This window comes from Modicisalibacter coralii (assembly GCF_004117855.1).
In the GTDB taxonomy this organism is placed as follows: domain Bacteria; phylum Pseudomonadota; class Gammaproteobacteria; order Pseudomonadales; family Halomonadaceae; genus Modicisalibacter; species Modicisalibacter coralii.
The window spans coordinates 14,289-37,675 of the sequence record NZ_QWBW01000031.1; the positions used below are offsets into that span (position 1 = coordinate 14,289).

Annotated in this window: 30 protein-coding genes; 3 read left to right on the forward strand and 27 right to left on the reverse strand. The window is 65.0% G+C overall.

What is annotated here, in order from left to right; all coding sequences use genetic code 11:
* Positions 1-9: 9 nt before the first annotated feature.
* The 3 genes from D0901_RS16115 to hmpA form a co-directional block, all read right to left on the reverse strand.
* On the reverse strand, positions 10-483 hold the full coding sequence (locus tag D0901_RS16115; RefSeq protein WP_129141332.1) for a copper resistance protein NlpE N-terminal domain-containing protein: 474 nt from the start codon (positions 481-483) through the stop codon (positions 10-12).
* A gap of 113 nt (positions 484-596) precedes the next feature.
* A complete protein-coding gene (locus D0901_RS16120) occupies positions 597-1,694 on the reverse strand; it encodes an alkene reductase (RefSeq protein ID WP_129141333.1) in 1,098 nt (365 codons plus the stop codon).
* A gap of 131 nt (positions 1,695-1,825) precedes the next feature.
* A complete protein-coding gene (gene hmpA / locus D0901_RS16125) occupies positions 1,826-3,004 on the reverse strand; it encodes an NO-inducible flavohemoprotein (RefSeq protein ID WP_129141334.1) in 1,179 nt (392 codons plus the stop codon).
* Between the two features lie 242 nt (positions 3,005-3,246).
* Between hmpA and norR the strand changes: the two genes are divergently transcribed.
* The gene (norR, locus tag D0901_RS16130; protein WP_129141335.1) at positions 3,247-4,830 is read left to right on the forward strand and encodes a nitric oxide reductase transcriptional regulator NorR; all 1,584 of its coding nucleotides are present in this window, start codon (positions 3,247-3,249) and stop codon (positions 4,828-4,830) included.
* Between the two features lie 212 nt (positions 4,831-5,042).
* Here the strand turns inward: norR and ssb are convergent, their stop codons facing one another.
* Both ssb and D0901_RS16140 read right to left on the reverse strand, forming a co-directional pair.
* Positions 5,043-5,618 carry a single-stranded DNA-binding protein gene (gene ssb, locus D0901_RS16135; protein ID WP_129141336.1) on the reverse strand — a complete coding sequence of 192 codons (576 nt, stop codon included), beginning with the start codon at positions 5,616-5,618 and terminating at the stop codon, positions 5,043-5,045.
* A gap of 28 nt (positions 5,619-5,646) precedes the next feature.
* The gene (locus D0901_RS16140) at positions 5,647-7,026 is read right to left on the reverse strand and encodes an MFS transporter (RefSeq protein WP_129141337.1); all 1,380 of its coding nucleotides are present in this window, start codon (positions 7,024-7,026) and stop codon (positions 5,647-5,649) included.
* Positions 7,027-7,389: 363 nt separating this feature from the next.
* Here D0901_RS16140 and uvrA point away from each other — a divergent pair, with 363 nt between their 5' ends.
* Positions 7,390-10,260, forward strand: coding sequence for an excinuclease ABC subunit UvrA (uvrA, locus tag D0901_RS16145; protein ID WP_129141338.1), 2,871 nt, complete (start codon positions 7,390-7,392; stop codon positions 10,258-10,260).
* A gap of 62 nt (positions 10,261-10,322) precedes the next feature.
* Here the strand turns inward: uvrA and D0901_RS16150 are convergent, their stop codons facing one another.
* Positions 10,323-11,483 carry an MFS transporter gene (locus D0901_RS16150; protein WP_129141339.1) on the reverse strand — a complete coding sequence of 387 codons (1,161 nt, stop codon included), beginning with the start codon at positions 11,481-11,483 and terminating at the stop codon, positions 10,323-10,325.
* A 248-nt stretch (positions 11,484-11,731) separates the two neighbouring features.
* Between D0901_RS16150 and D0901_RS16155 the strand changes: the two genes are divergently transcribed.
* Positions 11,732-13,129: an aminotransferase-like domain-containing protein gene (locus tag D0901_RS16155; protein ID WP_129141340.1), complete on the forward strand. Its 1,398-nt coding sequence runs from the start codon at positions 11,732-11,734 to the stop codon at positions 13,127-13,129.
* 64 nt (positions 13,130-13,193) lie between these two features.
* On the opposite strand, the gene rplQ is transcribed toward D0901_RS16155, so the two are convergent.
* The 21 genes from rplQ to rpsC all read right to left on the reverse strand — a co-directional run bounded on the left by rplQ (position 13,194) and on the right by rpsC (position 23,384).
* Positions 13,194-13,580 (reverse strand): 50S ribosomal protein L17, encoded by a 387-nt coding sequence (gene rplQ / locus D0901_RS16160; RefSeq protein WP_129141341.1) that lies wholly within the window; start codon positions 13,578-13,580, stop codon positions 13,194-13,196.
* 34 nt (positions 13,581-13,614) lie between these two features.
* Positions 13,615-14,613: a DNA-directed RNA polymerase subunit alpha gene (locus tag D0901_RS16165; RefSeq protein WP_129141342.1), complete on the reverse strand. Its 999-nt coding sequence runs from the start codon at positions 14,611-14,613 to the stop codon at positions 13,615-13,617.
* A gap of 85 nt (positions 14,614-14,698) precedes the next feature.
* Positions 14,699-15,319: a 30S ribosomal protein S4 gene (gene rpsD / locus D0901_RS16170; protein WP_129141343.1), complete on the reverse strand. Its 621-nt coding sequence runs from the start codon at positions 15,317-15,319 to the stop codon at positions 14,699-14,701.
* A 12-nt stretch (positions 15,320-15,331) separates the two neighbouring features.
* Positions 15,332-15,718, reverse strand: coding sequence for a 30S ribosomal protein S11 (gene rpsK, locus D0901_RS16175; protein ID WP_011505752.1), 387 nt, complete (start codon positions 15,716-15,718; stop codon positions 15,332-15,334).
* A 35-nt stretch (positions 15,719-15,753) separates the two neighbouring features.
* Positions 15,754-16,110 carry a 30S ribosomal protein S13 gene (rpsM, locus tag D0901_RS16180; RefSeq protein WP_129141344.1) on the reverse strand — a complete coding sequence of 119 codons (357 nt, stop codon included), beginning with the start codon at positions 16,108-16,110 and terminating at the stop codon, positions 15,754-15,756.
* A 123-nt stretch (positions 16,111-16,233) separates the two neighbouring features.
* The gene (gene rpmJ, locus D0901_RS16185; protein WP_031384759.1) at positions 16,234-16,347 is read right to left on the reverse strand and encodes a 50S ribosomal protein L36; all 114 of its coding nucleotides are present in this window, start codon (positions 16,345-16,347) and stop codon (positions 16,234-16,236) included.
* Between the two features lie 31 nt (positions 16,348-16,378).
* Positions 16,379-17,713 carry a preprotein translocase subunit SecY gene (gene secY / locus D0901_RS16190; RefSeq protein ID WP_129141345.1) on the reverse strand — a complete coding sequence of 445 codons (1,335 nt, stop codon included), beginning with the start codon at positions 17,711-17,713 and terminating at the stop codon, positions 16,379-16,381.
* The gene (gene rplO / locus D0901_RS16195; protein WP_129141346.1) at positions 17,714-18,148 is read right to left on the reverse strand and encodes a 50S ribosomal protein L15; all 435 of its coding nucleotides are present in this window, start codon (positions 18,146-18,148) and stop codon (positions 17,714-17,716) included.
* Between the two features lie 3 nt (positions 18,149-18,151).
* Positions 18,152-18,334 carry a 50S ribosomal protein L30 gene (gene rpmD, locus D0901_RS16200; RefSeq protein WP_129141347.1) on the reverse strand — a complete coding sequence of 61 codons (183 nt, stop codon included), beginning with the start codon at positions 18,332-18,334 and terminating at the stop codon, positions 18,152-18,154.
* A gap of 6 nt (positions 18,335-18,340) precedes the next feature.
* Positions 18,341-18,841 carry a 30S ribosomal protein S5 gene (gene rpsE, locus D0901_RS16205; protein WP_129141348.1) on the reverse strand — a complete coding sequence of 167 codons (501 nt, stop codon included), beginning with the start codon at positions 18,839-18,841 and terminating at the stop codon, positions 18,341-18,343.
* Between the two features lie 11 nt (positions 18,842-18,852).
* On the reverse strand, positions 18,853-19,203 hold the full coding sequence (gene rplR, locus D0901_RS16210) for a 50S ribosomal protein L18 (protein WP_129141349.1): 351 nt from the start codon (positions 19,201-19,203) through the stop codon (positions 18,853-18,855).
* Positions 19,204-19,212: 9 nt separating this feature from the next.
* Positions 19,213-19,743 carry a 50S ribosomal protein L6 gene (rplF, locus tag D0901_RS16215; RefSeq protein ID WP_129141350.1) on the reverse strand — a complete coding sequence of 177 codons (531 nt, stop codon included), beginning with the start codon at positions 19,741-19,743 and terminating at the stop codon, positions 19,213-19,215.
* Positions 19,744-19,752: 9 nt separating this feature from the next.
* Positions 19,753-20,145, reverse strand: coding sequence for a 30S ribosomal protein S8 (gene rpsH, locus D0901_RS16220; protein ID WP_129141351.1), 393 nt, complete (start codon positions 20,143-20,145; stop codon positions 19,753-19,755).
* A 30-nt stretch (positions 20,146-20,175) separates the two neighbouring features.
* Positions 20,176-20,481: a 30S ribosomal protein S14 gene (gene rpsN / locus D0901_RS16225; protein ID WP_129141352.1), complete on the reverse strand. Its 306-nt coding sequence runs from the start codon at positions 20,479-20,481 to the stop codon at positions 20,176-20,178.
* Between the two features lie 10 nt (positions 20,482-20,491).
* Positions 20,492-21,031: a 50S ribosomal protein L5 gene (gene rplE, locus D0901_RS16230; RefSeq protein WP_129141353.1), complete on the reverse strand. Its 540-nt coding sequence runs from the start codon at positions 21,029-21,031 to the stop codon at positions 20,492-20,494.
* Between the two features lie 18 nt (positions 21,032-21,049).
* Positions 21,050-21,367: a 50S ribosomal protein L24 gene (rplX, locus tag D0901_RS16235; RefSeq protein WP_129141354.1), complete on the reverse strand. Its 318-nt coding sequence runs from the start codon at positions 21,365-21,367 to the stop codon at positions 21,050-21,052.
* A 14-nt stretch (positions 21,368-21,381) separates the two neighbouring features.
* Positions 21,382-21,753 (reverse strand): 50S ribosomal protein L14, encoded by a 372-nt coding sequence (gene rplN / locus D0901_RS16240; protein WP_129141355.1) that lies wholly within the window; start codon positions 21,751-21,753, stop codon positions 21,382-21,384.
* A gap of 50 nt (positions 21,754-21,803) precedes the next feature.
* Positions 21,804-22,064, reverse strand: coding sequence for a 30S ribosomal protein S17 (gene rpsQ / locus D0901_RS16245; protein WP_129141375.1), 261 nt, complete (start codon positions 22,062-22,064; stop codon positions 21,804-21,806).
* Position 22,065: 1 nt separating this feature from the next.
* Entirely contained in the window at positions 22,066-22,257 is a 192-nt protein-coding gene (rpmC, locus tag D0901_RS16250) for a 50S ribosomal protein L29 (protein ID WP_019020535.1), read from the reverse strand.
* A complete protein-coding gene (gene rplP / locus D0901_RS16255) occupies positions 22,257-22,670 on the reverse strand; it encodes a 50S ribosomal protein L16 (RefSeq protein ID WP_129141356.1) in 414 nt (137 codons plus the stop codon). Before rplP ends, rpmC begins: the two co-directional genes overlap by 1 nt.
* Positions 22,671-22,685: 15 nt before the next feature.
* Positions 22,686-23,384 carry a 30S ribosomal protein S3 gene (gene rpsC, locus D0901_RS16260; RefSeq protein WP_129141357.1) on the reverse strand — a complete coding sequence of 233 codons (699 nt, stop codon included), beginning with the start codon at positions 23,382-23,384 and terminating at the stop codon, positions 22,686-22,688.
* Between the last annotated feature and the right edge of the window lie 3 nt (positions 23,385-23,387).

Genomic DNA, 23,387 nt, shown 5'->3' on the forward strand with positions numbered 1-23,387 from the left:
CGACCGGACTTACTGGGCGGCCTGGCCCTGCTCGCGCGTCAGCCGCAGGGCCTCGCCGTTCTGGAAGCGCCGCTTCTGCGGATCGACCAGCTCCAGGGTATCGGGGTCGAGCTTGAGGAAGTAGTAGACCTGCCCTTCGCCATCCGGGGTCAATTCATAGACGGTGGCGTCGGGATCGGTGGCCGTGCCGCTGAGCACGTCCCACTGCCCCTCGTAGTGCTCGTCCGGCGGGTTCTGCGGGTGTTCGCGGTAGGCGGCGTCCAGTTTGAAGGTGCGCTCGGCATCGCTGGCCTGCTCGTCACCACGCAGGGCCACGGTGATGTCGATCCCTGCGCAGTTGCGACACGGTAGCGTCCCTTCGTAGACGGCCGCCTGTTCGGCGGTCGCCGGCGTCTGGGGCGACGCGGCCTGCTGGGTGCCGGTGGCACAACCCGCCAGCACGGCAAGCATCGCGGAACCGGCCAGCAACGTCCTGATCTGCATGTGAGTCCTCCTAACCAATGGGCTTGGACCGCCCGATACGGCGTCCTGCCTCACAGGATAGCGGCAAGCCAGGCCGCTGGACAGCCCATGGCCTGCCGCGGGCATGGCGAGCATCAGTCCAGGTTCGGGTAATCCGTGTAACCCTCGGCACCGCCACCGTAGAAGGTATCCGGATCGGGCGTGTTGAGCGGCGCGTCGCGACGGAAGCGCTCGACCAGATCGGGATTGGCGATGTAGGGCCGGCCGAACACCACGGCATCGCCCAGGCCATTGTCGATCAGCGCCTCGCCACGCTCGGCGGTGTAATGGCCGCAATACAGCAGCACCCCGCGGAAACGCTCGCGCAGGTCGCGACGGAAAGCGTCGCTGAGTTGCGGGCCTTCGCCGGTCCAGTCCGGTTCGTTGATGTGCAGGTAGCCGATCTTGCGCAGCGACAGCTGCTCGGCCAGATAATGCATCATCGCCTCCGGCTCGTCGTCGGAGAGGCCGAATATCTCGATGAACGGCGACAGGCGCACGCCCACCCGGTCGGCGCCCATCACCTGGCTCACCGCATCGACCACCTCGAGCAGCAACCGCGCCCGGTTGACCACGCTGCCGCCATAGCGATCGGTGCGCCGGTTGGACCCGGTGGCGAGAAACTGCTGCAACAGGTAGGCGTTGGCGGCGTGGACCTCGACCATGTCGAAGCCGGCCCGCTTGGCGCGCCGCGCCGCCTGGCGATAGTCGTCGATCAGCGCCGGGATCTCGTCGAGCGCGAGGGCACGCGGTGTGCTGGCCGGCGCGCGGCCGGCCGAACCGTCCGCGAACTCGATGAAGGCCTGGGCGCCCTCACCGCGTAGCGCGCTCGGCGCCACCGGCGGCTGGCCGCCCGGCTGTACCGAGTCGTGCGATACCCGGCCGACGTGCCACAGCTGCAGCGCCATGCGCCCGCCGGCGTCGTGAACCGCCTTGACCACCTTGCGCCAGCCCGCTTCCTGGGCATCGGTATAGATGCCCGGGGTATAGACGTAACCGCGCGCGGTGGGCGAGATGTTGGTGGCCTCGCTGATGATCAGCCCGGCCCCGGCACGCTGGGCATAGTAGGTCGCCTGCAACTCGCCCGGCACCATGTCCGGCGTACGGGCGCGGGTCAGCGGCGCCATGATCACCCGGTTGGGCAGGCTCAGACGCCCGACCTGCAGCGGGGACAGCAATCTCTGGTATGCCATGGTCTCTCCTTGGCCAGTGAAATCGTCGGCTCGAGAGAGTATATGGTAGCCATTAGAGCGCTAATCAATGGCGGCGACGATGGTTTTTACCGATCAGGGGCATAGGCAACCACCATCACCGCCGAGGCATGTCAGGCCGAGAGCTGACGGGTGGGGCCGAAGGTCTCGAAACGACGCTGTGCCCCGGGCACGCCCAACTCGGCCAGCTGCTCGTCGACGCTGCGCATGAAGCCGTAGGGGCCGACCATGTAGCAGCGGGCCTCGGGGCTCGGCAGGTGGCGCGCCAGCAGCTCGCGATCGAGGCGGCCGACATGATCCGGCGCGTCATCATCCCGCGGCGACTCGTAGAGCGTCACGGTTCTGAGCTGTTGCGGGTAGCGGGCCCGGAGCGCGGCCAGTTCGTCGGCGAAGGCATGTACGCTGCCGTCGCGGGCGGCGTGCACATAGGTCACCTCACGGCCCTGGGCCAGCGCCTCGTTGGCGAGCGACAGCATCGGCGTCTGGCCCACCCCGCCGCTGAGCAGCATCACCGGCTCACGGCCTTCGTCGAGGGTCAGATCACCGGCCGGCGGCAGCAGTTCCAGCGTGGCGCCGACGCCCATGTGGGCGTGGAAGTACTCGCTGACCCGCCCGCCGGGCTCGCGCTTGATCGACAGCCGATAGGTCCGGCCGTTGGGGGCCGCCGACAGGCTGTAGTGACGATAGACCGGTTCGCCGTCGAGTACCAGGCGCACGCCGATGAACTGGCCGCCGCGGAAGTCGGCAACGGGGCCACCGTCCTCGGGCGCGAGCACGAAGGAACGGATCTCGGCGCTCTCGTCGCGGGTCTCGGCGACGCGGAAGACCCGGGTCCCGCTCCAGCCGCCCGGCCGACCGGCGAACTCGGCATAGGCCTCGGCCTCGAGCTCGATCAACAGGCCGGCCAGCTCCTCGTAGACGGCCTGCCAGGCATCGGCGATCTCGGGGGTGACGGCATCGCCCAGCACCTCGCCGATCGCTGCCATGAGGCACTCGCCGACGATCGGATACTGATCGGGACGGATACCCAGCGAGACGTGCTTGCCGACCACCAGGGCCAGCGCCGCCTTGGCCTGTTCACGGTCGCCGCGCAGTTGCACGTAGCGCAGCACCGAGCCGGCCAGGGCCCGCGGCTGGCTGCCGGTGGCCTGGTGGGCGGCGTTGAACAGGGCCTTGACCTCGGGGTAACGCGCGAACATCAGCGGATAGAAACGCGCGGTGATCGCCTCGAGATGCTCGGCGACGACGGGGGCGGTGGCGGCGACCAGCTGTTCCTGTTGCGGGGTCAGCATGGATGATTCTCCTGAAAGATGGCGTGACACCCTGATAGAGCAACCGCCGTGCCAGCGTGCCAGCGCCTTGATCGCCCGCGACACCCTGCCACACCCCGTGTCGCCAGCCCCCGCCACCGGCGGCTTCGAGCCCGCCGGCTCCAACCACCGGCGCGGGCCGTTGGCCACTGCCGGCCACGGAGACTGTACAAACGACAGCCATTTTGCTGTCATTTCGACAAATTCCGCTGAAGAGCGTCTTAATGACACCGTTCTACCGCGCCCTGCGCGAGCTGCTCACCCGGCTCGCCGACGGCGAACCGATCGAGACCCTGCATCCCTGGTGGTCGACCCTGCTCGCCACCCTGGTGGGCGATTCACCGGCCGATGCCAGCACACTGATGGTGACGACCGACGCCGGGTTGCAGCCGGTCGCCGTGCTCGGCCTGCCGGCCGACGTGCGCGGTCGCCATTTCTCGCTCGATGCTCATCCGCGCCTGGCGGCCATCGCCAGCCACGCCGCGGTCTGCCGCTTCCCGCCCGACAGCCCGCTGCCCGATCCCTTCGACGGCCTGATCGACGAGGACCTGAGCGCGGTCCACGACTGCCTGGGCGTGGCACTGCGCGACGGCGAACGGTTGATCGGCGTGCTGACCCTGGACGCCCTCGAGGCCGGTCGGCTCGCCACGCTGGACGACGAGGAGCTGCTGGCCAAGGCCCGCCTGCTGGGCACCTGCCTGCGCCTGGCCAGCCAGCTCAGCCAGACCCGCTCGCGACTCAGCGAGGCGCTCGACCAGGAGCGCCAGCCGCCGGTGACGATGCACTGGAACAGCCCGGCGATGCGGCGGCTCGACGAGACCATTCGCTTGGTCGCGCCCACCGACATGTGCGTGCTGCTGCAGGGCGAGACCGGGGTCGGCAAGGAGCGGGTGGTGCGCGCCCTGCACGCCCGCTCGACGCGCCATCGCGGCCCGCTGGTCCAGGTCAACTGCGCCAGCCTGCCCGAGTCGCTGATCGAGAGCGAGCTGTTCGGCCACCGCCGCGGGGCCTTCTCCGGCGCGATCCAGGACCACCGCGGCCACTTCGCCATGGCCGACGGCGGCACCCTGATGCTCGACGAGATCGGCGAGTTGCCGCTGGCCCTGCAGCCCAAGCTGCTGCGCGCCCTGCAGGAAGGCGAGATCCAGCCGCTGGGCAGCGAGCGCGTCCAGCGTGTCGACGTTCGGGTGATCGCCGTGACCAACCGCGACCTGGCCGCCGAGGCCGCCGCCGGACGCTTCCGCGAGGATCTCTACCACCGCCTTGGCGCCTTCCCGTTGCAGGTGCCGCCGCTGCGCGAGCGCCGCGAAGATATGCCGCTGCTGGTCGGCAGCTTCCTCGCCGACAACCGGGTCCGCCTGGGCGTGAGCAACCTGCGCCTGGCCGCCGAGGCCGAGGCCGCGTTGCTCGCCTGGCACTGGCCCGGCAACGTGCGCGAGCTGGAGCACACCCTGGGCCGGGCGGCCCTGCGCGCCCTCGGCGAACGGCTCGGTGAACGGGTCCGCGACCACGGCGCCGACAGCCGCCGTCAGGCCGTGATCCGCATCGAGCGCCACCATCTCGATCTGCCCACCGACGAGCCGGCTGCGACGACGACGCCGCCCGAGCGCTCTGCCGCGACCGGGTCCGATGGCCCCGCGACCCGGGGCGACTGGCCGGTGCTGCGCCAGGCCACCGAGGACTTTCAGCGCCGCTATATCGACGAGGCACTGGATGCCCACGACGGCAACTGGGCGGCCACCGCTCGCACCCTGGGGCTGGACAGCGGCAACCTGCACCGCCTGGCACGCCGGCTGGGGCTCAAGTAGCCGACGCGTACCCACAAAAAACCCGCCGGTAATGCCGACGGGGCGGGAGCGCGTTAGGACGACCGTGCGCCAGGTACAGTCTGAAAAGTCGACGAGCGAAGACAAGACAAGGCAAAAACCGGCGAAAAAGCGGAATTTACGGGGGTGTAAATGAGCATTTTGAGCCGGTTTTTAACGCCGTATTGTCGAGCGCAGTAATTTTCAGGCAGTACCTAGAACGGGATCTCATCGTCAAAGTCATCAAAGCTGCCGGGCTGCGGGGCGCCATAGTTGCCGCCCTGCTGGCCGCCTTGCTGACCACCCTGGGCCGGCGGCTGCTGCGGAGGACGCTGCTGGGGCGCGTTGTTGCCATAGCCGCCCTGCTGGCCGTAATTGCCGCCCTGCTGGCCGTAACCGCCCTGCTGTCCGCCGGCGTTGCCCGGCTGCTGCTGCGGGGCGAAGTCGCCGCCGCCGCGCGAATCGAGCATCTGCATGTCGTTGCAGACGATCTCCGTCGAATAGCGATCCTGGCCGTTCTGGTCCTGCCACTTGCGGGTCTGCAGCCGGCCTTCGATGTACACCTTGCCGCCCTTCTTGAGGTACTGCTGGGCGATTTCGGCGAGCTTGTTGAACAGCACCACCCGGTGCCACTCGGTCCGCTCCTGGCGCTGACCGCTCTGCCGATCCATCCAGGTATCGGTCGTCGCCACGTTGAGGTTGGCCACCGCCGTTCCCGACGGCGTAAAGCGCACTTCAGGGTCCTGACCCAGATTGCCGATCAGGATGACCTTGTTCACACCACGGGCCATGTTTGACTCCTTGCTGTTGGACGGGCGTTCAGGCGCCCGATGTGTCGTGTCGGGTACCGGCCACGCGGGCCAGGGCATCGGTGTCCAGGCGCTGCCGGTCGACCTTGAGATAGGCCACGCCCTCCTCGGGCACCACCATCACGTCCTCGACCCCGGCCACTGCGGCGAAGCGGGACATCAGCGTGTCGAACGCGTCGTGGCCCTCCTCGAGCGCGACGATCTCGCTGGACAGGTGCCGCGGCGCGGGCATCTTCCAGATCACCGCCAGCCAGACCGCGCCGAGCAGGGCGGCGCCGAGAAATACCGCATCATACCCGAAATGCTGGGACAGCGCCCCGCCCAGCACCCCGCCGAGGAAGGCGCCGAGGAACTGGCTGGTCGAATACACGCCCATGGCGGTGCCCTTGGCGCCGGCCGGGGCCAGCTTGCTGATCATCGACGGCAGGGTGGCCTCGAGCAGGTTGAAGACCACGAAGAAGGCCCACAACAGCCCCAGCAGCACCCAGCGCTGATGGCCGATCTCGCCCAGCGCCAGCAGGATCAGTGTCATGCCGGCCACCGAGCCGAGGAAGGTCGCCTTCATCTGGCGGCGTTTCTCGGCGACGATCACCAGCGGCACCATGCAGACGAAGGCCAGGCCCATCACCGCCAGGTAGAACCAGCCCTGGTGCGAAGCCTGGATGCCCACGTCGACCAGCCGGAACGGCACCGCGACGAAGGCGGCGGTGAGGATCAGGTGCAGGGCGAAGATCGAGAAATCCAGGCGCAGCAGGTTGAGGCTCGCAAGCGTGCTGCGCAGCTGACTGCGATCCATGCCCACATCGCGATGGCGTACCAGGCGCGGCGCGGCGGGCACCAGCTTCCACAACACCAGCAGGCTGGCCAGGGCGAGCAGCGCGGTGAGCCAGAACACGCTGGTCAGCCCGAAGTGGGCGGCGACCAGCGGGCCGACGACCATGGCGATGGCGAAGGCCACGCCGATCGACAAGCCGATGGTGGCCATCGCCGCGGTGCGGGTCTGCTCGCGGGTCTGGTCGGCGAGCAGCGCCATGATCGCGCCGGCCACCGCGCCGCTGCCCTGCAGGCAGCGCCCGGCGATGATCTCGAAGATGGTATCGGCCTCGGCGGCGATCACGCTGCCGAGCATGAACAGCATCAGGCCGCCGGCGATCACCGCCTTGCGTCCCACGCGATCCGAGAGCAGGCCGAAGGGGATCTGGAAGACCGCCTGGGTCAGGCCGTAGGCGCCCAGCGCCAGGCCGACGAGCAGCGGTGTGGCGCCGGCGAGGTCCCTGGCATAGAGCGCCAGGACCGGGAGTACCATGAAGAGGCCGAGCATGCGGGTGGCGTACAGGCCGGCGAGGCCGGTGATGGCACGCCGCTCGGAGGTCAGTAGTCGAGCAGTCATGGGCAGGTTCGCAGTCTGGGTGAACGGGAAGGGGAAACAGCTTGCGAGTCGCAAAGCGCCACCGGGCGACGGCCGGAAGACGGCGCGGGCTCGGCCAGACGGTACCCATCGGCCCATGCCTTGCGTGCATGAGCGCCGGCAGCGGCGTACACCGACGCCTCGTGCCGTGTCTGCCTGATCGGGCTCGCTCGTCATTCGCGACGACGCGCCGGCATGCGGCACCGAGCGCGACTATTCTACCGGTTCGCGCCCATCGGGGGAAAGCCGCGCACGACCGGGCCGACCCGGCCGCTTAACCCGGGTTGCTATGGTCGCAACCGGCCAGGGCGTATAATGGAAATTTTGCGCTGCAATGAGGTGGCAATGGACAGGATCCAGGTCAGGGGGGCTCGCACCCACAACCTCCAGAACATCGACGTCGAACTGCCGCGCGACAAGCTGATCGTGGTCACCGGGCTGTCCGGTTCCGGCAAGTCCTCGCTGGCCTTCGACACGCTGTATGCCGAAGGCCAGCGACGCTACGTCGAGTCGCTGTCCACCTACGCGCGGCAGTTCCTGTCGATGATGGAAAAGCCCGACGTCGACCACATCGAGGGGCTGTCGCCGGCGATCTCCATCGAGCAGAAGTCCACCTCCCACAACCCGCGCTCGACGGTCGGCACCATCACCGAGATCTACGACTACCTGCGCCTGCTGTTCGCGCGGGCCGGCACGCCGCGCTGCCCGGATCACGACATCGATCTCGAGGCACAGACCGTCTCGCAGATGGTCGATCAGGTGCTGGCCCTGCCCGAAGGCAGCCGGCTGATGCTGCTGGCGCCGGTGATCAAGGGCCGCAAGGGGGAGCACCAGCAGTTGATCAGCGAACTGCGTGCCCAGGGTTTCGTGCGCGTCCAGGTCGACGGCCAGGTGCTGGAATTCGACGAGATTCCGCCGCTCGACAAGAACAAGAAGCACGACATCAGCGTGGTGGTCGACCGCATCAAGGTACGCGACGACCTCCAGCAGCGTCTCGCCGAATCCTTCGAGACCGCGCTGAACCTGTCCGACGGGATCGCCGTCGTGCATTTCATGGACGGCGAGCGCGACGACCTGACCTTCTCGGCACGTTTCGCCTGCCCGGTATGCGGCTACTCGATCGCCGAGCTCGAGCCGCGGATGTTCTCGTTCAACAATCCCGCCGGCGCCTGCCCGACCTGCGACGGCCTGGGCAGCCAGCAGTACTTCGACCCCGACAAGCTGATCAGCCACCCGGAACTGTCACTCGCCGAAGGCGTGATCAAGGGCTGGGACCGGCGCAGCGTCTACTACTTCAACCAGTTGCAGGCGGTCGCCGAGCACTATCGCTTCAAGCTCGAGACGCCCTGGAACGAACTGGCCCGCCACGAGCGCGAGATCGTCCTCCACGGCAGCGGGCACGACGCCATCGCCTTCAGCTACGTCAACGACCGCGGCCGCAAGGTGACCCGCGAACATGCCTTCGAGGGCGTGCTGCCCAACATGCAGCGTCGCTATCGCGAGACCGATTCGAGCATGGTCCGCGAGGATCTCGCCAAGTACCTGGCGGTGCAGCCCTGCCCGACCTGCCACGGCTCGCGGCTGCGGCGCGAATCGCGCCACGTCTACGTCGACGACCACACCCTGCCGGAGATCGTGCGCCTGCCGATCGGCGACGCCTGGGACTACTTCAAGGCCCTGGAACTGCCCGGCCGCAAGGGCGAGATCGCCGCCAAGATCGTTCGCGAGATCCATGCCCGGCTGGAGTTCCTGGTCAATGTCGGCCTCGACTATCTCAACCTCGAGCGCAGCGCCGATACCCTCTCCGGCGGCGAGGCCCAGCGCATCCGCCTGGCCAGCCAGATCGGCGCCGGCCTGGTGGGGGTGATGTACATCCTCGACGAGCCCTCGATCGGGCTGCACCAGCGCGACAACGACCGCCTGCTGCGTACGCTGGTCCACCTGCGTGATCTGGGCAATACGGTGATCGTCGTCGAGCACGACGAGGATGCCATCCGCGCCGCCGATCACGTGCTCGACATCGGCCCCGGTGCCGGCGTCCACGGCGGGCGCATCGTCGCCCAGGGCACGCCGGCCGAGGTCGAGGCCAGCCGCGACTCGCTGACCGGGCAGTATCTGGCCGGCACCCGGCGCATCGAGGTGCCGCCGTATCGCATCCCGGGCAACCCCGAGAAGGTCGTGCGGCTGGTCGGCGCGCGCGGCAACAACCTCCAGGACGTCACCCTCGAGCTGCCGCTGGGGCTGTTCGTCTGCGTCACCGGGGTCTCCGGATCGGGCAAGTCGACGCTGATCAACTCGACGCTGATGCCGATCGCCGCGCGCGAGCTCAACCGGGCCTCCACCCTGACACCGCAAACCTACACCGCCATCGAGGGGCTCGATCAACTCGACAAGATCATCGACATCGACCAGAGCCCGATCGGCCGCACGCCGCGCTCCAACCCGGCGACCTACACCGGCATCTTCACGCCGATCCGCGAGCTGTTCGCCGGCACCCAGGAGGCCCGCGCCCGCGGCTACAAGCCCGGCCGCTTCTCCTTCAACGTCAAGGGCGGGCGCTGCGAGGCGTGCCAGGGCGAGGGCATGATCAAGGTCGAGATGCATTTCCTGCCCGACATCTACGTGCCCTGCGACGTCTGCAAGGGCAAGCGCTACAACCGCGAGACCCTGGAGATCACCTACAAGGGCAAGAACATCCACGAAGTCCTCGAGATGACCGTCGAGGAGGCGCTGGAGTTCTTCTCGCCGGTGCCGGCGATCGCCCGACGCCTGCAGACGCTGATGGACGTGGGGCTGTCCTACGTGCGCCTGGGGCAGAGTGCGACCACGCTCTCCGGCGGCGAGGCGCAGCGCGTCAAGCTGGCCCGCGAGCTGGCCAAGCGCGACACCGGCCAGACGCTCTATATCCTCGACGAGCCCACCACCGGGCTGCACTTCGAGGATATCCGCCAGCTGCTGATGGTGCTCCACCGGCTGCGCGACCACGGCAATACCGTGGTGGTGATCGAGCACAACCTGGACGTGATCAAGACCGCCGACTGGCTGATCGACCTGGGCCCCGAGGGCGGCTCGGGCGGCGGACGGATCATCGCCGAGGGCACGCCGGAACACGTGGCGACCCTCGAACACTCGCACACCGGGCGCTTTCTCGAACCGCTGCTCGCCACCGGCAAGTCGCGCAGCGCGAAGGCAACCGGCGAAAAGGTGGAATCCTGACGGCCGACACTCACCCGTGCGCACCGCCTTCATGACGCGCGAGCCCCTTGAAGGTGGTGCCGCTACGAGTTCGGTGAGAGCGTCTTCACGCGCTCGCCGGATAACCGTCTGCCGACCAGGAGAGCACCGGCAAACAAGGCCAGACCAAAGAGTCCCAGCGCCAGCGTGTGTCCCCAGAGATCCGCGACCATACCGATGAGCACCACTGGCAGGCTGAAGCCGGTATACGCCATCAGGAAAAACCCGGCACTGGCACGCTCGGTCTGCTCGCCCGCCAGCTCCAGCACGCCACTCATGCCACCCAGGTAGATGAACCCGTAACAGGCACTGCTGGCGGCCAGGGTACCGATCAAGATCGCACTCATCACGCCCTCGGTCGCGCCCCAGGCAATGGATCCGAACGCCAGTGGCAGTATCGCCAAGCCAAGCCGCGTCGCGCCCCGGGGAGACAGTCGGCGTGCCCAGGGCTGGAACAGCACCCCGCAACTGCAGATACCGAAGGTGGCAAAACCCGACCACTCCGCCAGCCCATGCTTTTCGAGCGCAGAGGGCAGCAAGGCAATGACCAGGCCCACGGTCGCCCAGGCCAGCAGGATGGCCAGGGCGAACGGCAAGCTGCCCGACGGCCAGCTCGGCAGTTTCAGCATCCCACCACCGCCCCGACGGCGCGCATGACGATCCTCGAGTCCCGATACCAGCAGCAACGCCAGGCTGGCCGCTGGCAGATATAACCACAGACTCGGCGGCACCAGTTCGACTCGGTGCAGTAGAAAAAGGCTGGTGATCGCTGCGCCGAGCCCGAAGCCCAGGGAGGTACTGGCGGCGACCCAGTTGGCTGCCTGGCGGCGATCCCCCCTCTGGAGCAGGTCCACCATCCATCCCGGTGCGACCGACGCCATCATCGCCGTCCCCAGACCCATCATCAGGCGGGCGATACCGAGACTCACCAGCCCGGGGGCCACGATCGTCAGGGCCGTCGCTGCCAGCGTCAGACAAAGTGCCCCCACGATCATGCCCTTTCTGCCGATCCGATCCACCAGGCCGTTCAGCATCAGCAGTACCGGAAAGACCCCCAACACGTAACAGGCAAAGGCGACGCTGCTCGCGCCTGTCCCGACGCCGTCCTTGTCCGCCAGCAGCGCGTAGAGCGGGGCCTGTAGATTGACGGCGGTGGTAATCAGGCATAGGGCTACGGCAAGCCGGGTGGCATCGAGGCGGGGCATGGTGCATTCCTGTACATACAGACTGACGGAGCCGTCAGCATGAGGCGCCCATGCCCCCGTGGAGAAGGCACGGCGGCGAGTCGTTCGCTTGAACTGTACAGGCGTTTTCAAGAACGATCGGGACGCCGGACACCATCAAGGCCCCGCAGCACCGTATTCTGGCTCACGGCCCGACAGCCATGATTTGCCCGCCATGATGGCGAGTCGCACAATAATCGCCACAGCCCTCGTCCCTTGCTGGAGCCCTCATGCCCCATGACGCCGACCTCCCTGTTTCCCGTCCCCAGACGACCTACGTCGTCGAGCACCTGCGCACGGGATTCATAGAGAACGGCGCAGGCGCGGGGAGCCGACTGCCGTCCATTCGCCGGCTAACCCGCGAACTCGCTGTCGGCCGCAATACGGTCATCGAAGCCTATGAACACCTCGTCGCGGAAGGCCTGGTTCATTCCAGACCGGGCGCCGGTTTTTTCGTGGCGGAGCGGGCTCGATCCGGGCAGGAAGATACCATCCCCGTGTCCTTGGCCGACGTCACCAGCGAAAACTGGCGCCTCTTCGAACAGGACGATACGCGCCTCAAGCTGGGCTGCGGCTGGTTGCCGGATGACTGGCGGGAAATCGACGACCTCGCCCATGCCATTCGTTCGGTGACACGACAAAGCAGGGCCGGCGTTTTCGACTATAGCCCGCCGCTGGGCACGCCGGCACTGCGGACCTTGATCCAGCAACGCCTTCGTCGGCTCGGTATCGAGACGCACGCCAACCAGATCCTGCTGACCGGCGGCGGCAGCCACGCACTCGACCTGCTGGTGAGGCTGTTGATCCGCCCCGGGGACACCGTCCTGGTCGAATCCCCGGGCTACTACAACTTGCTCGGCCTATTGCGCCTGCAGCGCGCCAACATCATCGCCGTCCCCCGCCGCGCCGACGGTCCCGATATCGAACGCCTCGAGGCCTTGCTGCTCGAGCACCGTCCGAGCCTGATGTTCATCAATAGCGTCTTCCAGAACCCGACCGGCACCAGCCTCTCGGCGCCGATCGCTCATCGCCTTCTGCGGCTCGCCGAACGACACGACGTCCGGATCATCGAGGATGACATCTATGCCGACTTTCAAAACACGCCGTCGGTGCGCTTGTCCGAGCTGGACGGCCTCGACCGGGTGATCTATGTCGGCAGCTTTTCCAAGAGTCTGTCCTGCTCGTTGCGGGTGGGGTTCATCTCGGGCCAGCCGGAACTGATCCGCCGCCTCGTCGACGTGAAAATGCTGACCAGCATCTCCGCGCCTCACTTTGCCGAGCAGGTCCTGGCCACCATGCTTCAGAACGGCAGCTATCGACGCATGATGGAACGACTCAGGGTTCGTCTGGCCAGGCAGATGTCAGCCACACTGGCGCTGCTACGCAAGGCCGGGTGGCAGATCTTCGATGCTCCCGCCGGCGGCCTGTTCGTCTGGACGCGCCACCCCGACATCGAATCCTCTCAGCGTCTGGTCGCCCATGCCGCCACACGCGGCATCGCCTTGTCACCAGGACGGGTCTTCTTGCCCGAGGCACGGGACACACCCTGGCTACGCATCAACGTCGCCTACGCCACCGATGCTCGCGCGCGACGCTTCCTGGCCGACCCCGCCAACGACCGTGCATGAAAAAACCGGCTCCTCCAGGGGAGAAGCCGGTTGTGCGTAGCCAGGACAGATGCGCGGGAGGGGTTTACTCCTCGCCGGCAGCTTCCTCGACGGCCGGACGGTCGATCAGCTCGACGTAGGCCATCGGCGCGTTGTCGCCGGCGCGGTAACCGCACTTCAGGACGCGCACGTAACCGCCGGGGCGGTTGGCGAAACGCGGGCCGAGCTCGTTGAAGAGCTTGCCGACCGCTTCCTTGGAGCGGGTCCGGCTGAAGGCCAGACGACGGTTGGCGACGCTGTCCTGCTTGGCCAGGGTGATCAGCGGCTCGATGTGACGACGCAGCTCCTTGGCCTTGGGCAGGGTTGTCTTGATGACTTCGTGCTCGACCAGCGAGACGCACATGTTCTTGAACATGGCCTGGCGGTGCGAGCTCGTACGATTGAGGTGACGACCACTCTTACGATGACGCATGGTTATGTTCCTTAACTGGGACTCGAGTCGACGCTCACGCGGAGGCCTTGTCGTCCTTCAGGCTAGCCGGCGGCCAGTTCTCCAGCCGCATGCCCAGGGACAGGCCGCGCGCTGCCAGGACGTCCTTGATCTCGTTCAAGGACTTCTTGCCGAGGTTCGGGGTCTTCAACAGCTCCACCTCGGTGCGCTGAATCAGGTCACCGATGTAGTAGATGTTCTCGGCCTTGAGGCAGTTGGCGCTGCGGACGGTCAACTCGAGATCGTCTACGGGGCGCAGCAGGATGGGATCGATGTGATCCTCTTCCTCCTCGACTTCCTGTTCCTTGTCGGCTTCCAGGTCGACGAACGCGCCCAGCTGCTCCTGCAGGATGGTCGCGCTGCGACGGATCGCCTCTTCCGGATCCAGGGTGCCGTCGGTTTCCAGGTCGATGACCAGCTTGTCCAGGTCGGTCCGCTGTTCGACACGCGCCGCTTCGACGGCGTAGGAAACGCGACGCACGGGGCTGAAGGTCGCATCCAGCTGCAGGCGACCGATGGCCCGGGTTTCGTCATCCGCACTGACACGGGTATCCGCGGGCTCATAGCCACGACCGCGAGCGACCTTGAGCTGCATCTGGAGCTCGGCGCCCTCGTTGACGTGGGCAATCACGTGCTCGGGATTGACGATCTCGACGTCGTGGTCGGCGGCGATGTCACCGGCAGTCACGATGCACGGGCCCTGCTTGTTCAGCGAGAGCACGGCCTCGTCGCGACTGTGCATCTTGATGGCCACGTCCTTGAGGTTGAGAAGGATCTCGATGACATCCTCCTGAACCCCTTCGATCGCGCTGTATTCGTGGTCAACACCGGCGATTTCCGCCTCTACCACGGCGCAACCGGGCATGGAAGACAGCAGGATGCGACGCAGAGCATTCCCCAGGGTGTGACCGAAGCCGCGCTCGAACGGCTCGAGCACGATCTTCGCGTGGTGCGCGTTGATCTCTTCGACCTTGATATCGCGAGGACGGAGAAACTCTGTCACTGAACGCTGCATATGAACACCTTTCAGGCTGCCAAACGGATACTCGGTACTCGACACCAGGCCTGCGGCGCAGGCCTGACATCACGCGGGGCGACGTTTACTTCGAGTACAGCTCGACGATCAGGTTTTCGTTGATGTCGGCAGACAGGTCGCCGCGTTCCGGGACAGCCTTGAAAGTGCCTTCCATCTTCTTCGAGTCGACATCGACCCAGGCGACGTCGCCACGCTGGCCGGCCAGTTGCAGGGCGCTCTGGATGCGCACCTGGTTCTTGGCCTTCTCGCGGACGGAGACGACGTCACCGGGACGGACCTGATAGGACGCCACGTTGACGGTCTTGCCGTTGACGGCGATCGCCTTGTGACTCACCAGCTGACGCGCTTCGGCACGCGTCGAGCCGAAGCCCATGCGGTAGACGACGTTGTCCAGTCGGGATTCGAGCAACTGCAGTAGCAACTCACCGGTCGCGCCCTTCAGGCGGGCCGCTTCCTTGTAGTAGTTGCGGAACTGGTTCTCGAGCACGCCGTAGATACGACGTACTTTCTGCTTCTCGCGAAGCTGCAAGCCGTAGTCGGAAAGACGCTGACGGCGCTGGCCGTGCACACCCGGGATCTGCTCGGATTTGCACTTCTTCTCGAAGGGAGTGACACCGCTCTTGAGGAAGAGGTCGGTACCTTCACGACGAGACAGTTTGCACTTCGGTCCAATATAACGAGCCATGAGTCTGTCTCCTTAAACGCGGCGTTTCTTCGGCGGACGGCAGCCGTTGTGGGGAACGGGCGTCGCGTCGGTGATGCTCTGCACGCGGAAACCGGCGGCATTCAGTGCACGCACGGCGGACTCACGGCCCGGACCGGGGCCTTTGACCAGCACGTCGACGTTTTTCACACCATACTCGGCTGCAGCAGTCGCTGCACGTTCACTCGCCACTTGAGCTGCGAACGGGGTGCTCTTGCGAGAACCACGAAAACCCGAACCACCGGCAGTCGCCCAGGAAAGAGCGTTGCCCTGGCGGTCTGTGATCGTCACGATCGTGTTGTTAAAAGAGGCATGGATGTGGGCAACCGCATCCACTACCTGCTTTTTCACCTTTTTACGGTTACTACGCGGGTTAGCCATGTTGATGTCTATTCCTGTCTAAACGCCAGAACGTGTTATTTGCGGATCGGCTTGCGCGGGCCCTTGCGGGTACGCGCATTGGTCTTGGTGCGCTGGCCGCGCAGCGGAAGACCACGACGATGGCGCAGACCACGATAGCAACCCAGGTCCATGAGACGCTTGATGTTCAGCGTCGTATCACGGCGAAGGTCGCCTTCAACGGTATACTTGCCGACTTCTGTGCGCAGGGCATCCACCTGTTCGGCGGACAGCTCCTGCACCTTGGTCGTCGGCTCGATGCCGACCGCGACACAGATGTCCTGTGCGCGAGTGCGGCCAATCCCGAAGATATAGGTCAGCGAGATCGCCGCATGCTTGTTGTCCGGGATATTGACGCCTGCAATACGGGCCATCAGCTTACTCCGAAATTTGAGCGGCTTGCTCGATTGGTATCTACAAAGGGCGCAACAGCTTACACCTTTGTCCCTCTCGGGACAAGGGTGTAAGCCGGCGCCCGCTTTCGATCAGCGCAGGGCTCAGCCCTGGCGCTGCTTGTGCCGCGGCTCGGTGCAGATGACGCGGACCGCGCCATTGCGCCGAATGATCTTGCAGTTGCGGCACATTTTCTTGACGGAAGCTCGAACTTTCATCGTTCTCTCCATTACGCAGCGGACTCGCGCCTCAGCGCATCAGGCCGCCACTTCCGTAGCCTTTCAGGTTGGACTTCTTCATCACCGACTCGTACTGATGCGACATCAGGTGCGACTGGACCTGGGCCATGAAGTCCATGATCACCACCACCACGATCAGCAGCGAGGTACCGCCGAAGAAGAACGGAACGTTCCAGGCGATGATCAGGAACTGCGGCATCAGGGAGACGGCGGTGATGTAGAGGGCGCCGAACAACGTCAGGCGTGTCATCACCTTGTCGACGTAGCGAGCGGTCTGCTCGCCGGGGCGGATACCCGGCAGGAACGCACCTGACTTCTTGAGGTTGTCGGCCACGTCCTTGGGATTGAAGACCAGCGCCGTGTAAAAGAAGCAGAAGAATACCACTGCAGCGGCGAAAAGCAAGATGTACAGCGGCTGCCCCGGGCCCAGCGACTGCGAGATCACCTGCAGCCACTCGAAGCCGTCGGCGGAACCCAGCCACTGGCCGATCGAGGCCGGAAACAGCAGGATGCTCGAGGCGAAGATCGCCGGAATGACCCCGGCCATGTTGACCTTGAGCGGCAGATAGCTGCTCTGCCCCGCATACATCTTGTTGCCCACCTGGCGGCGCGGATAGTTCACCGTGATGCGGCGCTGGCCGCGTTCGATGAACACCACGAAGGCCACGGTGGCGATCGCCAGCAGCGACAGGGCCAGCAGCGGCAGCACGTTCCACGCGCCATCGTTGCGCGCCAGCTCGAAGGACTGGCCGATCGCGCTCGGCAGCCCGGCGACGATGCCGGCGAAGATGATCAGCGAGATGCCGTTGCCGATCCCCTTTTCGGTGATCTGCTCGCCCAGCCACATCAGGAACACCGCACCGGCGACGAACGAGACGATCGCCGTGAAGTAAAAGCTGAGGTCGCCGGTATACGTCACGCCCTGCCCGACCAGACCGACTGCCATGCCGGTCGCCTGGATCAAGGCCAGCAACACCGTGCCGTAGCGGGTGTACTGGCTGATCTTGCGCCGGCCGGCCTCACCTTCCTTCTTCAGCTGCTCCAGCTGGGGCGAGACCGCCGTCAGAAGCTGCATGATGATCGACGCGGAGATGTAGGGCATGATGCCCAGCGCGAAGATGCTCATGCGCTGCAGCGCACCGCCCGAGAACATGTTGAACATGCCCAGGATGGTGCCCTGGTTTTCCCTGAACAAGGCAGCGAGCTGGTCAGGATCGATACCGGGAACGGGGATGTGGGCACCGATGCGGTACACCACGATGGCGATGAACACGAAGCGCAACCGCGCCCAGAGTTCACTCAAGCCGCTACCACCCATCGCCGGCATGTTTCCTGACTTAGCCATTTAGTCCTCGACCTTGCCGCCGGCGGCTTCGATCGCGGCCCGGGCACCCTGGGTGACCTTGAGACCGCGGACGGTGACCGCCTTGTTCAGTTCGCCGGAGAGGATCACCTTCGCGTAACGCGTGGCATCCTTGAGCACGTTGGCCTTCTTCAGCGTGTCCAGATCGGCGACGTCACCCTCGACCTTGGCCAGTTCGGCGAGGCGAACTTCCTCGGACTGAAGCGACTTGGCGGACGTGAAGCCGAACTTGGGCAGACGACGCTGCAACGGCATCTGACCACCCTCGAAACCGGGCTTGACGCCGCCGCCGTTACGAGACTTCTGGCCCTTGTGGCCGCGGCCGCCGGTCTTGCCCAGACCGGAGCCGATGCCGCGGCCGACACGCTTCTCGGCGTGCTTGGAACCCGGAGCCGGGCTCAGGCTATTGAGTTTCATGGATTACTCTCCCTCAACACGCACAAGGTAGTTAACCTTGTTGACCATACCGCGTACGGCAGGGGTGTCTTCCAACTCGACGGTGTGTCCGATCCGGCGCAGGCCAAGACCGCGCATGGTGGCCTTGTGCTTTTCCAGGACGCCGATGGTGCTGCGGACCTGTGTAACCTTGATCTTCGCTGCCATGGTGCCTTACCCCGCGATCTCTTCGACGGACAGGCCGCGCTTGGCGGCGATGTCGTCCGGTGATTGCATGGAGGACAGACCGTTGATGGTCGCGCGCACCACGTTGACCGGGTTGGTGGAACCGTAGCACTTGGCCAGGACGTCGTGGACGCCGGCCAGCTCGAGCACGGAACGCATGGCACCGCCGGCGATGATGCCGGTACCTTCGGAGGCCGGCTGCATGAACACCTTGGAGGCGCCATGACGGGCCTTCACCGGGTACTGCAGCGTGCTGCCACGCAGGCTGACCTTGACCATGTTGCGACGAGCCTGGTCCATCGCCTTCTGGATCGCGACCGGCACCTCGCGGGCCTTGCCGCGGCCGAAGCCGACACGGCCGTTGCCGTCACCGACGACGGTCAGCGCGGTGAAACCGAAGATGCGGCCGCCCTTGACCACCTTGGCGACACGATTGACCTGCACCAGCTTTTCCTGCAGGTCGCCGCCTTTCTGTTCGATATTCGCCATCGTAAAACCCTTTAGAATTCCAGACCGCCTTCACGTGCGGCATCGGCCAGGGCCTTGACGCGGCCGTGGTACTTGAACCCGGCACGGTCGAAGGCAACCTGGGTGATACCCGCTTCCTTGGCGCGCGCGGCAATCAGCTCGCCCACCTTGGCGGCGGCGGCGGCGTTGCCGGTGCTCTCCTCGCGCAGGCTCTTGTCGAGCGTGGACGCGCTGGCCAGGACCTGGCCGCCGTCCGGCGAGATGATCTGCGCGTAGATGTGGCGCGGAGTACGGTTGACGCACAGGCGATACACGCCCAGCTCGCGGATCTTGGCGCGAGCGCGGCGGGCACGACGGAGACGAGATTCTTTCTTCGCGTTCATAACCCTGCCTTACTTCTTCTTGGCTTCTTTGCGGCGGACTTGTTCGTCGCCGTACCGGATACCCTTGCCCTTGTAGGGCTCGGGCGGACGGAAGGCGCGAATTTCCGCGGCAACCTGGCCGAGCTGCTGCTTGCTCGCGCTCTTCAGCACGATGGTGGTGTTCTTGGGCGTTTCCGCCGTGACACCCTCGGGCAGCGTGTATTCGACCGGGTGGGAGAAGCCGAGTGTCAGGTTCAGCGTCTTGCCACTTGCCTGGGCACGGTAGCCGACGCCATTGATCTCGAGGGACTTGGTGAAGCCCTCGGTAACACCGGTGACCATGTTCTGGACCAGTGCACGAGTGGTACCGGCCATCGCCCAGCTCTTGGCGGACTCGCTCGGCGCGAAGGTCAGCTGACCCTCTTCCTGGCCGATCACCACGTCAGGGTGAACGGTCGTGCTCAGCGCGCCCTGGCTGCCCTTGACGGACAGCTGGTCGCCGTCGAACTTGACCTCGACGCCGCTCGGCAGTTTAACCGGATATTTGGCTATGCGGGACATTCGTCACTCCTAGAATACGGTGCAGATGACTTCACCGCCGATGCCGGCTTGACGCGCGGCACGGTCGGTCATCACGCCCCGGGAGGTGGAGACGATAGCGACCCCCAGGCCATCCGCGACTTTCGGCAGCTCGTCCTTGCCCTTGTAGATCCGCAGGGACGGCTTGGAAACGCGCTGGATGTGCTCGATGACCGGCTTGCCCTCGAAGTACTTGAGGGTCACCGCCAGCTCCGGCTTGGCGCCTTCGGCCACGGCGAAGTCGTTGATGTAACCCTCTTCCTTCAATACGCGGGCCACCTCGACCTTGAGCTTGGAAGACGGCATGGAGACCGCTTCCTTGGTGGCCATCTGCGCATTGCGGATACGGGTGAACATATCCGCCAGCGTATCTTGCATGCTCATTACGTTGCGCTCCTGATTCTCGACGTGACGTTACCAGCTGGACTTCTTGAGTCCGGGCACATCGCCACGCATGGCGGCTTCACGCAGCTTGTTGCGACCCAAGCCGAACTTGTTGTAGAAGCCGTGCGGACGACCGGTCACGCGGCAGCGGTTACGCTGACGGACCGGACTGGAGTCGCGCGGCAACGACTGCAGCTTGAGCTGGGCGTCGAAGCGCTCTTCGTCAGAAGCGTTGACGTCGTAGATGACAGCCTTGAGCTCGGCACGCTTGGCGGCGTATTTGTCGACCAGCTTCGCGCGCTTCTGCTCACGCTCAATCATGCTTTTCTTTGCCATGATCCCACCCTTATTTCTTGAACGGGAAGTTCAGCGCGCTCAGCAGCGCACGGCCTTCTTCATCGCTGTTGGCAGTGGTGGTGATGGTGACATCGAGACCACGGATCCGGTCGATCTTATCATATTCGATCTCCGGGAAGATGATCTGCTCACGCACACCCATCGAGTAGTTGCCACGCCCGTCGAACGACTTGGGGTTCAGGCCCCGGAAGTCGCGAACACGGGGAATCGCGATGTTAACCAGGCGATCCAGGAAGTCCCACATGCGCTCGCGGCGCAGGGTGACCTTGATCCCGATCGGCCAGCCTTCACGGACCTTGAAGCCCGCGATGGACTTGCGTGCCTTGGTGATCACCGGCTTCTGACCGGAGAGCTTCTCCAGGTCGCCGACGGCGTTGTCGATCAGCTTCTTGTCGCTGGTCGCGTCGCCGATACCCATGTTCAGGGTAACCTTGGTGATCCGCGGCACCTGCATCACGTTGGCGTAGCTGAACTGCTCTCGGAGTTGAGCCACCACCTCGTTCTGATAACGTTCTTTCAAGTTCGCCATTTTGCTATCCGACTCGCGTTAGGCGTCGATCTGCTTCTGCGTCGACTTGTAGATACGTACCTTGGTACCGTCTTCCTGGATCTGGAAGCCGACGCGATCCGCTTTGCCGGTCTCCGAATTGAAGATGGCCACGTTGGACGCGTGAATCGGAGCCTCGCGCTCGACGATACCCCCCTGGTTGCCCAGCATGGGGTTGGGCTTGGTGTGACGCTTGATCATGTTCACACCCGAGACCACGTAGCGGCCGTCCTTGAGGACGCGCTTGATCGTGCCCCGCTTGCCCTTGTCCTTGCCGGCGATGACGATCACTTCATCGTCACGTTTGATCTTTTGCATATCCGCCTCGCTCCTTACAGCACTTCAGGCGCCAAGGAAATGATCTTCATGAACTTCTCGGTACGGAGTTCACGAGTGACCGGCCCGAAAATACGGGTGCCGACCGGCTGTTCGTTGGTGTTGTTCAACAGAACCGCCGCATTTCCATCGAAGCGGATCAGCGAACCGTCGGAACGACGGACGCCACTACGGGTGCGGACCACGACCGCCTTCATGACCTGGCCTTTCTTGACCTTGCCACGCGGAATCGCTTCCTTCACCGTTACCTTGATGATGTCACCAACGCGGGCGTAGCGACGGTGAGAACCGCCCAACACCTTGATGCACTGCACCCGGCGCGCCCCGCTGTTGTCGGCGACATCCAGCATTGTCTGAGTCTGAATCATCGGTTTTCTCCAAACCTAATCTGACTGCACTGGTTTCAGGCGCGAGCCGTTCAGCCCTTGGCCTGCTCGACGACCTCGACCAGGGTCCAGGACTTGCGCTTCGACAGCGGACGGCACTCCTCGATGGAGACCGTATCGCCCAGCTTCGCCTGGTTCGCCTCGTCATGGGCGTGCAGCTTGGTGGAGCGCTTCATGTACTTGCCGTAGATCGGATGGCGCACACGGCGCTCGATCACCACGACAATCGACTTGTCCATCTTGTCGCTCACCACCTTGCCGGTGAGCGTACGGGCTTTCTTCTCTTCGGCCATCTCAGTCACCTGCCTTCTCGTTGAGCACCGTCTTCACGCGGGCGATATCCCGACGTACCTGCTTGAGCAGATGGGTCTGGCTCAACTGGCCGGTGGCCTTCTGCATGCGCAGGTTGAACTGCTCACGGAGGAGTTCGAAAAGCTGCTCCTGCAGCGCTTCGACCGATTTCTCACGAATTTCCTGGGCTTTCATCACATCACCGTCCGTTTCACAAAGGTGGTCGAGACCGGGAATTTCTGGGCGGCCAGCGCAAAGGCTTCACGCGCCAGCTCTTCCGGAACCCCTTCGATCTCATAGAGCACCTTGCCGGGCTGGATCTGCGCGACCCAGTACTCGACGGAGCCCTTGCCCTTACCCATACGGACTTCCAGCGGCTTGTTGGTCACCGGCTTGTCCGGGAAGACACGGATCCAGATCTTGCCGCCACGCTTGACGTGACGAGTGATGGCACGACGACCGGCCTCGATCTGACGAGCGGTGACGCGACCCCGGCCGGTGGCCTTGAGGCCATACTCGCCGAAGCTCACCTTGCTGCCGCGATGCGCCAGGCCACGGTTGCGGCCCTTCTGCTGCTTGCGGAACTTCGTACGCTTGGGTTGTAACATCGATTACATCTCCCCTTACTTGGAACCTTTCTTCTTGGGTGCGGCCTGCGCCTGCTGCTTCTGCTTGGCGCGCACCTCTTCGATGCCCCCGAGGATTTCACCCTTGAAGATCCACACCTTGACGCCGATGACGCCATAGGTGGTGTGCGCTTCGTAGGTGGCGTAATCGATGTCCGCACGCAGGGTGTGCAGCGGCACACGGCCTTCGCGATACCATTCGGTACGGGCGATCTCGGCACCGCCGAGGCGACCGGACAACTGGATCTTGATGCCGCCGGCGCCCAGGCGCATGGCGTTCTGCACGGCACGCTTCATGGCGCGACGGAACATCACGCGACGCTCGAGCTGGCCGCAGACGTTCTGCGCGACGAGCTGGGCATCGAGTTCCGGCTTGCGGACTTCTTCGATGTTGACGTGCACCGGCACGCCCATCATCTCGGAGACCTCGCGACGCAGACGATCGACGTCCTCGCCCTTCTTGCCGATCACGATGCCCGGACGGGCGGTGTGAATAGTGATACGGGCGTTGTTCGCCGGACGCTCGATGGTGATGCGGCTCACGGAGGCGTTCTTGAGACGCTGCTCCAGGAAGCTGCGAACGGCGAGGTCGTTGTTCAGCTTGTCGGCATAGGCACCGCGCTCGGCGTACCAGACAGAGGTGTGATCCTTGACGATACCCAGCCGAATGCCTGTCGGATTTACTTTCTGACCCATCTG

What these genes read in the sequence shown, in the direction of transcription:
- D0901_RS16115 (WP_129141332.1), bottom strand. Translation starts at nt 483, where the DNA reads ATGCAGATCAGGACGTTGCTGGCCGGTTCCGCGATGCTTGCCGTGCTG.
- D0901_RS16120 (WP_129141333.1), bottom strand. Translation starts at nt 1,694, where the DNA reads ATGGCATACCAGAGATTGCTGTCCCCGCTGCAGGTCGGGCGTCTGAGC.
- hmpA (WP_129141334.1), bottom strand. Translation starts at nt 3,004, where the DNA reads ATGCTGACCCCGCAACAGGAACAGCTGGTCGCCGCCACCGCCCCCGTC.
- norR (WP_129141335.1), top strand. Translation starts at nt 3,247, where the DNA reads ATGACACCGTTCTACCGCGCCCTGCGCGAGCTGCTCACCCGGCTCGCC.
- ssb (WP_129141336.1), bottom strand. Translation starts at nt 5,618, where the DNA reads ATGGCCCGTGGTGTGAACAAGGTCATCCTGATCGGCAATCTGGGTCAG.
- D0901_RS16140 (WP_129141337.1), bottom strand. Translation starts at nt 7,026, where the DNA reads ATGACTGCTCGACTACTGACCTCCGAGCGGCGTGCCATCACCGGCCTC.
- uvrA (WP_129141338.1), top strand. Translation starts at nt 7,390, where the DNA reads ATGGACAGGATCCAGGTCAGGGGGGCTCGCACCCACAACCTCCAGAAC.
- D0901_RS16150 (WP_129141339.1), bottom strand. Translation starts at nt 11,483, where the DNA reads ATGCCCCGCCTCGATGCCACCCGGCTTGCCGTAGCCCTATGCCTGATT.
- D0901_RS16155 (WP_129141340.1), top strand. Translation starts at nt 11,732, where the DNA reads ATGCCCCATGACGCCGACCTCCCTGTTTCCCGTCCCCAGACGACCTAC.
- rplQ (WP_129141341.1), bottom strand. Translation starts at nt 13,580, where the DNA reads ATGCGTCATCGTAAGAGTGGTCGTCACCTCAATCGTACGAGCTCGCAC.
- D0901_RS16165 (WP_129141342.1), bottom strand. Translation starts at nt 14,613, where the DNA reads ATGCAGCGTTCAGTGACAGAGTTTCTCCGTCCTCGCGATATCAAGGTC.
- rpsD (WP_129141343.1), bottom strand. Translation starts at nt 15,319, where the DNA reads ATGGCTCGTTATATTGGACCGAAGTGCAAACTGTCTCGTCGTGAAGGT.
- rpsK (WP_011505752.1), bottom strand. Translation starts at nt 15,718, where the DNA reads ATGGCTAACCCGCGTAGTAACCGTAAAAAGGTGAAAAAGCAGGTAGTG.
- rpsM (WP_129141344.1), bottom strand. Translation starts at nt 16,110, where the DNA reads ATGGCCCGTATTGCAGGCGTCAATATCCCGGACAACAAGCATGCGGCG.
- rpmJ (WP_031384759.1), bottom strand. Translation starts at nt 16,347, where the DNA reads ATGAAAGTTCGAGCTTCCGTCAAGAAAATGTGCCGCAACTGCAAGATC.
- secY (WP_129141345.1), bottom strand. Translation starts at nt 17,713, where the DNA reads ATGGCTAAGTCAGGAAACATGCCGGCGATGGGTGGTAGCGGCTTGAGT.
- rplO (WP_129141346.1), bottom strand. Translation starts at nt 18,148, where the DNA reads ATGAAACTCAATAGCCTGAGCCCGGCTCCGGGTTCCAAGCACGCCGAG.
- rpmD (WP_129141347.1), bottom strand. Translation starts at nt 18,334, where the DNA reads ATGGCAGCGAAGATCAAGGTTACACAGGTCCGCAGCACCATCGGCGTC.
- rpsE (WP_129141348.1), bottom strand. Translation starts at nt 18,841, where the DNA reads ATGGCGAATATCGAACAGAAAGGCGGCGACCTGCAGGAAAAGCTGGTG.
- rplR (WP_129141349.1), bottom strand. Translation starts at nt 19,203, where the DNA reads ATGAACGCGAAGAAAGAATCTCGTCTCCGTCGTGCCCGCCGCGCTCGC.
- rplF (WP_129141350.1), bottom strand. Translation starts at nt 19,743, where the DNA reads ATGTCCCGCATAGCCAAATATCCGGTTAAACTGCCGAGCGGCGTCGAG.
- rpsH (WP_129141351.1), bottom strand. Translation starts at nt 20,145, where the DNA reads ATGAGCATGCAAGATACGCTGGCGGATATGTTCACCCGTATCCGCAAT.
- rpsN (WP_129141352.1), bottom strand. Translation starts at nt 20,481, where the DNA reads ATGGCAAAGAAAAGCATGATTGAGCGTGAGCAGAAGCGCGCGAAGCTG.
- rplE (WP_129141353.1), bottom strand. Translation starts at nt 21,031, where the DNA reads ATGGCGAACTTGAAAGAACGTTATCAGAACGAGGTGGTGGCTCAACTC.
- rplX (WP_129141354.1), bottom strand. Translation starts at nt 21,367, where the DNA reads ATGCAAAAGATCAAACGTGACGATGAAGTGATCGTCATCGCCGGCAAG.
- rplN (WP_129141355.1), bottom strand. Translation starts at nt 21,753, where the DNA reads ATGATTCAGACTCAGACAATGCTGGATGTCGCCGACAACAGCGGGGCG.
- rpsQ (WP_129141375.1), bottom strand. Translation starts at nt 22,064, where the DNA reads ATGGCCGAAGAGAAGAAAGCCCGTACGCTCACCGGCAAGGTGGTGAGC.
- rpmC (WP_019020535.1), bottom strand. Translation starts at nt 22,257, where the DNA reads ATGAAAGCCCAGGAAATTCGTGAGAAATCGGTCGAAGCGCTGCAGGAG.
- rplP (WP_129141356.1), bottom strand. Translation starts at nt 22,670, where the DNA reads ATGTTACAACCCAAGCGTACGAAGTTCCGCAAGCAGCAGAAGGGCCGC.
- rpsC (WP_129141357.1), bottom strand. Translation starts at nt 23,384, where the DNA reads ATGGGTCAGAAAGTAAATCCGACAGGCATTCGGCTGGGTATCGTCAAG.